Source organism: Acidovorax sp., from assembly GCF_016783915.1.
Lineage (GTDB): Bacteria > Pseudomonadota > Gammaproteobacteria > Burkholderiales > Burkholderiaceae_C > Acidovorax.
This window is the reverse complement of record NZ_JADHVT010000041.1, coordinates 23,777-32,976: the sequence shown is the minus strand read 5'-3', so window position 1 is coordinate 32,976 and position 9,200 is coordinate 23,777. Positions and strand designations below refer to the sequence as shown.

General features: G+C 64.1%; 8 protein-coding genes. 5 read left to right on the top strand and 3 right to left on the bottom strand.

Translation table 11 applies throughout. The annotated features are described in order from the left end of the window. Window positions 1–347 precede the first annotated feature (347 nt). Window positions 348–1,052, top strand: coding sequence for a type IV pili methyl-accepting chemotaxis transducer N-terminal domain-containing protein (locus tag ISS20_RS10450; RefSeq protein ID WP_291436316.1), 705 nt, complete (start codon window positions 348–350; stop codon window positions 1,050–1,052). Window positions 1,053–1,140: 88 nt separating this feature from the next. Here ISS20_RS10450 and ISS20_RS10445 read toward each other — a convergent pair whose 3' ends face one another. Next, complete coding sequence (locus tag ISS20_RS10445) at window positions 1,141–1,629, bottom strand: acyl-CoA thioesterase (protein WP_056058237.1); 489 nt, start codon at window positions 1,627–1,629, stop codon at window positions 1,141–1,143. 118 nt (window positions 1,630–1,747) lie between these two features. On the opposite strand from ISS20_RS10445, the gene ISS20_RS10440 reads away from it, so the two are divergent. Further along, window positions 1,748–2,881: a sterol desaturase family protein gene (locus tag ISS20_RS10440; RefSeq protein ID WP_291436314.1), complete on the top strand. Its 1,134-nt coding sequence runs from the start codon at window positions 1,748–1,750 to the stop codon at window positions 2,879–2,881. Window positions 2,882–2,911: 30 nt separating this feature from the next. Here the strand turns inward: ISS20_RS10440 and ISS20_RS10435 are convergent, their stop codons facing one another. After that, window positions 2,912–3,394 (bottom strand): DUF4124 domain-containing protein, encoded by a 483-nt coding sequence (locus ISS20_RS10435; protein ID WP_291436313.1) that lies wholly within the window; start codon window positions 3,392–3,394, stop codon window positions 2,912–2,914. Between the two features lie 233 nt (window positions 3,395–3,627). Here ISS20_RS10435 and ISS20_RS10430 point away from each other — a divergent pair, with 233 nt between their 5' ends. Continuing rightward, window positions 3,628–4,812, top strand: coding sequence for an ABC transporter substrate-binding protein (locus ISS20_RS10430; protein WP_291436311.1), 1,185 nt, complete (start codon window positions 3,628–3,630; stop codon window positions 4,810–4,812). Window positions 4,813–5,223: 411 nt separating this feature from the next. Here ISS20_RS10430 and ISS20_RS10425 read toward each other — a convergent pair whose 3' ends face one another. Then, window positions 5,224–7,317 (bottom strand): hypothetical protein, encoded by a 2,094-nt coding sequence (locus ISS20_RS10425; RefSeq protein ID WP_291436310.1) that lies wholly within the window; start codon window positions 7,315–7,317, stop codon window positions 5,224–5,226. Between the two features lie 144 nt (window positions 7,318–7,461). Here ISS20_RS10425 and ISS20_RS10420 point away from each other — a divergent pair, with 144 nt between their 5' ends. Together ISS20_RS10420 and ISS20_RS10415 are read left to right on the top strand one after the other, a co-directional pair. After that, on the top strand, window positions 7,462–8,760 hold the full coding sequence (locus tag ISS20_RS10420; protein ID WP_291436308.1) for an NAD(P)/FAD-dependent oxidoreductase: 1,299 nt from the start codon (window positions 7,462–7,464) through the stop codon (window positions 8,758–8,760). Between the two features lie 39 nt (window positions 8,761–8,799). Then, window positions 8,800–9,180 (top strand): hypothetical protein, encoded by a 381-nt coding sequence (locus ISS20_RS10415; RefSeq protein WP_291436306.1) that lies wholly within the window; start codon window positions 8,800–8,802, stop codon window positions 9,178–9,180. Window positions 9,181–9,200 lie beyond the last annotated feature (20 nt).

The window sequence follows — 9,200 nt, the reverse complement described above, 5'->3', positions numbered from 1 at the left end:
GCTGGCCAGCCCCTCGGTGATTGTGGTGGGCGATGTGGTGCGCGGTGTTGCACTGGCCGTGCAAGACACTGGCGCAGCGCCGTCGCAGGCCCGGCGCGCGGGCTGAGCACACACAACGACCCCCACAATTCCACAGTCCCGATTGCGCGCTGCGCAGGTCGGAGATGCACCGTGCGCGAGCGCAAACCAATGTGCTTCAGGGCACGCCCACGCGCTGCGCAGCCGCGTGTTTCATCAAGCCTGGCCTCCCGCTCCACAGCACCGCATTGGGTCACGCGGCTTTACACACATTGGCCCGGGTATTGCTTGAAGACGTGCATCTGAATGCAACACGCACAAGGAACACCATGGCAGCCTTCCCCCTCCCCGCACGCACTTCCAGCATGCCCACGCTGTCGTCCCCTGCACAGGCTCCATCGCGCGATGGGGGCATGTCGCTCGTCAACGTTGCGGCGCGCCAGCGCATGCTGTCGCAGCGCATGGTGCTGCAAACCGTGCTGGCCGCACGCGGCAGCGATCTGCACCTGAAGGCTGCGCGCAGCTCGCTCACGCTGTTCACCGACAGCCAGGCGCGGCTGGTGGACACGCCCCGCCACCTCGATGCCACCAGCGCCGAGATCATTCGCAAGGCCTACCACGGTCCCCAGGGCGTAGGCGCCACCATCGACGCGTTTGCGCAGCAGGTGGGCACGGCACTGGACCTGGCCGAGCGCCAGAGCCCGCGGGTGGAAGACGCCCTGGCCCGCCTGGTCGAAACCACCGACGGCGTGCTCGACGCCCTCAACACCGCCACCACCGCGTTCGACCAGGTGAGCAAGGCGCAGTCCGAAACCTTGATGAAAGAGCTGGCCGGCATAGTGGCCTCGATCCAGACCGTGGCACGCGAGGCCAAGGTGGTCAGCTTCAACGCCCAGGTGATGGCAGCGCGGGCCGGGCAGCACGGGCGCGAGTTTGCGGTGGTGGCCAATGTGCTGTCAGGCATCACCAACGAAATTGATGGCCTGTCCCTGCAGGCGGTGTCACTGGCCGGACGCAGTCGCAACGCGGCCTGAGCAGCACAGCGAGAGAGACAGAGAAAAGGCCCGGGGCGATGCGCCCAGGGCCTTCTAAGGCGTCCATTCAAGGCGCCCACTCAACGCGTTACTGCCCGGCGGTTTCTCGCACCTGCTGAAACCGCTGTGCCAGCTCCTTGCGCAGCGTCTTGCGGATCACCGCAGCGTCCCAGCGGCGGCGTTCGTCGGGGGTGGAAGGCGACAGTGGCGGCACCTGCACGGGCTTGCGCGCCTCATCCACCGCCACCATGGTGAAAAAGCAGCTGTTCACATGCCGCACCACCTGCGAACGGATCTCTTCGGCCACCACCTTGATGCCGACCTCCATCGACGAGCTGCCCGTGTAGTTCACGCTGGCCAGAAAGGTCACCAGCTCGCCCACATGGATGGGCTGCAAAAACATCACCTGGTCCACGCTCAGCGTCACGGTGTAGCAGCCCGAATAGCGGCTGGCGCACGAGTACGCCACCTGGTCCAGCAGCTTGAGGATGGCGCCGCCGTGCACGTTGCCCGAAAAGTTGGCCATGTCGGGCGACATGAGCACGGTCATGCTCAGTTGGTGTGAAGGGATGTTCATGCAGCGATTTTAGGAAGCCCCATGCGCTGCGTCGCGTGCAAGTTGAGCCCCGTGCACTGCGGGTGGCGGCTTCGCTACACTCGCGCAGCACCTGCTGACCGGGTGCGAGGAGGAACCGATGATCGAACTAGAAAAACTCAACGAATTCACCGAAAGCCACGGCGCATTGCGCACCGGCAAGGGGCTGGTGTCGGGCGTGATTGCCCTCACGCTGGCCATCCTGTGCCTTCTGGGCGTACTGGCCTTCCACTTCCCTGAATACCTCACCACCCCACAGCTGCGCAAGAGCTACGACGTGGCAGTGATACGCAACATCATGCTGGTGGCCATGGCGATTGCGGGCGGCATCTCGTTGGTCAACATATTGTTCAACCGCGCCCGCTGGCTGGCCACCTTTGCGTTTGCCATCGTGGCGATTGCCGCGCTGCTGGGCGGACACAAGGTGGAGGTAGACCCCAACTTCCCCGACAACACGCCCTATATCGGCCTCGACTGGTTCATCCTGGACCTGCTGGGCAGCTCGCTGATCTTCATCTTCATCGAGAAGCTGTTTGCGCTGCGCAAGGACCAGCCCATCTTCCGCGCCGAGTGGCAGACGGACTTTCACCACTTCATCGTCAACCACATGGTGGTGGGTTTTGTGCTGCTGGCCACCAACCTCATCGTGCACAAGTTCTTTGGCTGGGCGGCCAGCGACGGCATTCGCGGCTGGGTGCAGGGGCTGAACTTCTGGGTGGCACTGTTCCTCATCATCCTGGTGGCCGACCTGGTGCAGTACTGGACCCACCGCGCCTACCACGAGGTCCCCGTGCTGTGGCGCTTGCATGCCGTGCACCACAGCGTCAAAAGCATGGACTGGATGGCGGGCTCGCGCCAGCACATCCTGGAGCTGCTCATCACCCGCACGCTGGTGCTGGCGCCGATCTATGTGCTGGGCTTCAGCAAGGAAGTGATCGACGCCTACATCGTCGTCGTGGGCTTTCAGGCGGTGTTCAACCACGCCAACGTCAGCGTGCGCCTGGGGCCGCTGCGCTACGTGCTGGTCACGCCCAACTTCCACCACTGGCACCACAGCCAGGACAAAGAGGCGCTCGACAAGAACTACGCCGCGCACTTCGCGTTTCTGGACTACCTGTTTGGCACCGCTGTCAAAAGCACCAAGCTCTGGCCCGAGCACTATGGCGTGCTGGGCGACTACGTGCCCAACGGCTTTGTGAGGCAGTTCAAGTTTCCGTTCACCTGGAAAGGGTGAGCACTGCCTAGCGCACGGCCGGTCGCAAGGTCAGGGCATCGCGGCCAGCTCTCTCTCCAGCACCCGCAGTTGCTCGCGCAGGGCCTCGGTCCGTTCCTCACACGCGGCTTTGGCATCAGCGGCCTTTTCCGCACTCTCCTGCACAAACTGGTTGCCCGACGGCAGGTTGCCGCGCCGCAGTGGGCCTGCCGTGGCCACGGCATTGGGCTGGGCCGTGCATTCACGCTGGTTGCGCTCGATAGCGGCGCGCGCCTGCGGGATGCCCTGGGTCTGCAGGTAGTTCTTGCGCTGCCAGGTGGGGCCAAACGCGCCCTCGGCCACGGGCGCCGCCGCGGGCTGTACCGGGGTGGCACCACGCGTGGTGGGGCGCACGTCGATCTTCTCGCCCTCGCCCGCACAAGGCGCATCCTGGAACGACACCTTGCCATTGGTGTCCGTGCACTTGTTGATGGCCCAGGCGGGGGGCAGGCAGCCCAGCGCCAGGGCACAGAGGGCGTAGCGGATCAAAGTCATGGTGTTGTCCTCGGCAGGTCCATGCCACATGCTACCGCGCCGCATGGGGCGGGGCGAATCGCATCGTTTTGCGCGGGTGCCGACAGACCCGTGGGTGGATAGACCCATGTCTCTAAGATGACCCGCCCCCGGTAGAAACCCGGTGCGTGCCAGGCACAGCGCCCTCCTACCATCGCCGCTCTTCGGGGCCTCGCAGCCCTTTGAATCGGTTTTTTTGCTGGAGATGCTGTGTGATGAAGACCCCGAATGCAAATGCATGGCCCGCCGACCAGGGGCTGCCCCTGGCGCGCCGCCGCAGCCTGGTCCTTGCGCTGGCCGGTAGCGCGGCCCTGGCTGGACTGCCCGCCCGCGCACAGCCCGCCGCCGGCGGCAAGGGAGACATCCTCATCGGCCGCTCTACCGCGCTGTCAGGCGGCATGGCACCGTTTTTGTCGCCCATCCACGAGGGGCAGGAGGCCGCCGTGGAAGACGCCAACGCCAAGGGCGGCATCGGTGGCCGCAAGATCCGGCTGGTGTCGCTGGACGATGGTTTTGACGCCCGCCGTGCGCTGGACAACGCCAAGCAGCTGAGCGAAAAAGACGGCGTGCTGGCGCTGTTTGGCGTGGCCGGCACATCGCAAGTCATGACGCTGCTGCCCTACCTTGCGCAGGCCAAGCTGCCGCTGATCTCCGTGTACACCGGCAGCCCCGCCGTCCGCGCGCAGCAGCATCCCTACCTGTTCACCACCCGCGCCAGCTATGCCGACGAACTGGTGAAGATCGTGCGCAACCTGGTGGCCGTGCAGACCTCGCGCATCGCCGTGGCCTACGAAAGCAACGACTTCGGCAAGCTGCTGCTGCCCTTGGTGGAAAAGACAATTGCCGCCGAGGGCGCGACGCTGGCCGGCTCGCACGCACTGGCCTCGTCGGGCGAAGACGCCAACGACGCAGCCAAGGCCCTGGCCACACAGAAGCCGCAGGCCGTGCTGCTGGTGGCGGCAGGCCCGTCCGTGGTGGCCTATGTGCGGGCCAACCGCGCGCACCTGGGCGTGCCGATATACACCCTGTCGCTGGGCGCAGGCACCGCCGTGCTCAAGGCGCTGGGCGACGACGCGCGCGGCCTGGCCGTGGCGCGCACGGGCCCCTCGCCCACCAAGCCCACCATTGCGCTCACGCGGGACTTTCAGGCATCCATGAAGCGCCACGACAAGCCTGTGGACTACGACCGCTATACCGGCTACATGGACGCGCGCGTGCTCATCGAAGGCCTGCGCGCCGCTGGGCCTGGCGTCACGCGCGCCAGCCTGGTCCAGGCCATGGAGGGCCTGGGCAACCTGGACCTGGGCGGCTTTGGCTACCAGTTCAGCGCACAGAACCACCACGGGTCCAACTACGTGGACATTGCGGTGGTGGGCTCGGGCGGGGTGTACCGGCAGTAGGCGCCTGCGCCAGCGGGTGCGCAAGGCACGCTTTGGTGAAGGGAGTTGAGATAGCGACAAACCACACAGCGCGACAACTGGGATTTTTGGTCACCCAGGGGCAAAGCGCAATCGGCCAGAGAAACGGCATTGCAATCCCCGGTGACGCTGCTGGCTGCCAGCATTGACACGGCCCGGCGAGGTGGAGTCACGGAAAAAGCCAGTGTGCAGCAAGTGATAGTGGACACCACCGTCCTGCCCAAGCCCATCCCCACGGTGGCAGCGAACGAGGTGACCAACCAGAAGTACTGGGCCAATCTGGACTACGGAAACTACGCCGACCCGCGCAATGTCAGCCAGCCCCGGAGGCCCCCCTGGTGTAGCCCGCCGATTTTCGCCTCTAGCGCTCGCGGAATGGCTTGCGACGGCAGGTTAATCAGGCAGCACCAGTTTCAGCACGCTGTTTTCGCTGCCCACATACAGGCTGCGCCGGTCCACCCCGGGGGCCAGGAACTTCACCAAGTTCAGCCCCGCTGGCAACTGCCCGAGCGTGACACCGCCAGGCGTGGGTCCGACCTGGCCCGCCAGCAGTTCCAGCCCCTTGGCCTGCGTCCACCTGTGCACACCGCAAGCGCTGGAGAGAAACACCTCGCCGGGTCGGCCGGGTAAAACGCAGATCTGCTTGAAGGGCTCCTGGAAGAACTCCGGCAGATTGCGGTCTATCTCCAAAGACAACGCGAATCTCTGGATTCCTTGGGTGTCGATACGCACCAGTTCGGGATGGAACCGCACAAGGGTGGTGGCGCCATCCAGCTCGACACGGTTGCACAACACCCACGACACCTGCGCAGTGCCACCTTCGAAGGCAATGTCCGCAATGTCCATGTACCAGGGGCGCTGCGCCAGCGGGGGATAGCTCTGTGGCGTGTACAGGGCCTGCGGATCCCCTGCAACAATCTTCACCTGCCCATTGGCATCGATGGTGCCAACAAGCGCATTCCCATTGGCCCTACCGAAGTACACATCGCCATCGCCAGGTTGTGGTGAATAGCGCGTGGCAAACCACAGCAACCCCGTCGTATCGGTGCGTAAAACTTGCACGCCCGGGTCGTGCCTCCCTCCGGACGCAAAATGGCTGGAGCTGACCCAGGTCTGCCACGCAGACTGGCCATTCGTAGAAGTCCGAATCAAGGCGCGGTTCTGGGTGTCATAGGCGATCAGCTGCCCATAGGCAATGGCCATGCGGTTCCCACGCGGCTCCAGCGACCATGTGCTCACCTGGCCCGCGGCGCTAACCGACCGGAGGGCCTGTGCAGGTGCAGCCTCCGACGAGTTGCCTCGCTGGTTCTCCAGCAAGATCAAACCGCCAGCCCCGTCAGGCAACGCCTCGACACCCCTGACAAAGCTGAACCGCGCCTGGCTCTGTCCGTCCACCTCGCCTGCATTGGCTTGCGCTCCCAGCCATCGAGAGACCGCCGTCGTCGGCATCTCCAACCTGCACGCCACAACCTCTGTCCCACCCTCAGGTGGATCGCTGCATGCGACAAACAAAGAGCCCGGAGCCGTGTTCGACGGCTCTCGAACAACCGTTACTTTGCGCCCCCGTAGCTTCCATACTCCCGATGGCGTGACGCCCGACAAATCAATATGTGCAATGGAGAATTTCGGCGCTCCCTGCCCCTCGGCCAGCGCCCAATACACATCCTGGTCTCGATGGACTTTCATCAAGGGAGTCCAATGATCAAAAGGCCACTGGTTGGGAAGGACGCGCCATTGATACTCACCACCCACCAGCACCAGATCTGCCCACTCATACGGGTCGCCCGTGAACTTGGTATAGCGCCGCACGCCGCCAGTAGCGGACTCGAGCAGCAGGCTACCTCGGGGCAGCGGCAACAATGTCTTCACCGTGCCATCCGTCCCAAGGGTACGCAACATGGGTTGGAAGCCCTTCTGGGGGTCTTGGTCAATGAAGTACACATGCCCATCTCGGGCCAGTAAGGGTGAGTCGAAGTAGAGGAGAGAAGCACTCGCGCCCACTCCATCCACCAGACCGGTGTTAGTCCCACCTCCCGCCAAGAGTACGGGTGTTTCCCCCTGCAAATAGTGAACGCTTCCGCCGCCCACCGTCACCAGGTAACGGTCCATGGCGTCAAACAAATGTCCAATGAAAGAGTGGGGATACGTCGGAGCAAACGACGACACACCGTCCCGGCTTCTGCGCCCCACACGACGGTCCCCGCCGTACACCCCCACAAACTGAAGATCGCGTTTGCTGTTGAAGCTCAGTCCAGTCACCTCGGCGGGTAGCCGCACCATTTCGCCCTTACTGATTGCAAATCCGCCACCGCCCAAGAGGCCTGCCACCATTTCGAGTGCACCCACTTTGGCGGGCGGCTCCCCGCTGGGCTCGCCCCCTCCTCCACCGCCACAGCCGGCTACACCGGAGGCTGCAGCAGCCAAGCCCCATTGTCCAAATCGGCGGCGGGTGATGGCCTGTACTTCGGTATCGAATCCAGAGGTCATGTCCACAAGTTCTCCTTCGATCAAGCGCTCATTATTGGTGCGTCACGCCAGAGTAAAGCCATGGCTGCCGCTTCGTTACCAACAGAAACACCCATATGCGGCACACAACAATCGGCTCCCTTGGCCAGAGCACAGCAACACGCAATGGCGGCACAATCAGAGCTATTTTTGTGCCCCACGCATCCGAACGAAGTGCAGACGACTCCATTTTTTGACGCCATCATCATCGGCGCCGGCGCTGCCGGCCTGTTCTGCGCGGGCCAGGCGGGCCAGCGGGGCCTGAAGGTCTTGCTCATCGACCATGCTGACAAGGTGGCCGAAAAGATCCGCATCTCGGGCGGGGGGCGCTGCAACTTCACCAACCGCGACCTCGACCCGGCCGCACCACACAAGCACTTTGTGGGGCAGAACCCGCAGTTCTGCCGCTCGGCGCTGTCGCGCTACACGCCCGCCGACTTCATCGCGCTGGTGCAAAAGCACGGCATCCCGTTTCACGAAAAGCACAAGGGCCAGCTGTTTGCCGACCGCTCGGCCGAGGACATCATTGCCATGCTGCTGGCCGAGTGCGAGGCGGGTGGCGTGACCCGCTGGCAGCCCTGTAGCGTCAAAAAAATAGACTTTTTGGCATCAAGCGCTAGTGAATCATGCTGGGGCAGCTATCAAATTGATACTGATCACGGGCCGGTGTCAACGGGTGCGCTGGTCATTGCCACCGGCGGCCTGTCCATCCCCAAGATCGGTGCCACTGACTTTGGCTACCGGCTCGCACAGCAATTCAACATCCCGCTCATCGAACGCAAGCCGGGCCTGGTGCCGCTGACCTTTGACGGCGCGGGCTGGGCGCCGTATGCGCAGCTGGCCGGGCTGGCGCTGCCGGTACAGATCATCACCGGGGTCAAGAAGAACCGCATGGCGTTTGATGAAGACCTGCTGTTCACCCACCGGGGCCTGTCGGGCCCGGCAGTGCTGCAGATCTCCAGCTACTGGCAGGACGGCACGCCCCTGGCCATCAACCTGGCGCCCACGGCGGACCTGCCGGCTGCACTGGCGCAGGGCAAGGCCCGCTCGCGCAAGCTGATTGCCAACGAGCTGGCCACACTGGTCCCCAGCCGTCTGGCCGATGCCTGGGCCCAGCGCGAGGCCGACTGGCAGCGTCCCATCAACGAGGCCAGCGACAAGGCCCTCGCGCGCCTAGCCGAGCAGCTGGCGCGCTGGGAGCTGACGCCCACCGGCACCGAGGGCTACAAGAAGGCCGAAGTCACACTGGGCGGCGTGGACACACGCGTGTTGTCGCAGCAGACCATGGAGTGCAAGACGCAGCCCGGCCTGTACTTCATTGGCGAAGTGGTGGACGTGACGGGCTGGCTTGGCGGCTACAACTTCCAGTGGGCCTGGGCCAGTGCCCATGCGTGTGCGCAGGCGTTGCCGATGGAAGGTCAATAGCGGAGCGCCAGGCCGGCGTTCTGCCGGGTGCCGGGCCCCATGCACCAAGGCTCCTACACTCCCGTCAACAACAAGACTGCTCTCTTTCCACACATTCCTCCGGAGACCGCGATGGATGCTATGGACCGCACGGAAAAATTGCAGGCAGCTGCTACGGCTGTGGGCGCGTTGATCGCTTTTGTGCCAGCTGCCAGCTGGAGCGCCAGCGTCTTTGTGGCCATCCTTGCAGCACTCGGCGTGGGGTCACTGGCCGGTGGAGCGGTGATGGTGCACTGGTCACTCACCGATGAGGGCAACGCCTATCTAAAAGCCGACTCGCGTATTTCAGGGCGCTCCACTTCCCGCACATCATTGTGGATGGGTAATTTGGCCCCTGGATTCATTCTGGTGGGCCTTGCCGTGTTGCTGCACTTGAGATAGGGCTGAAGGCCACGCCCCTG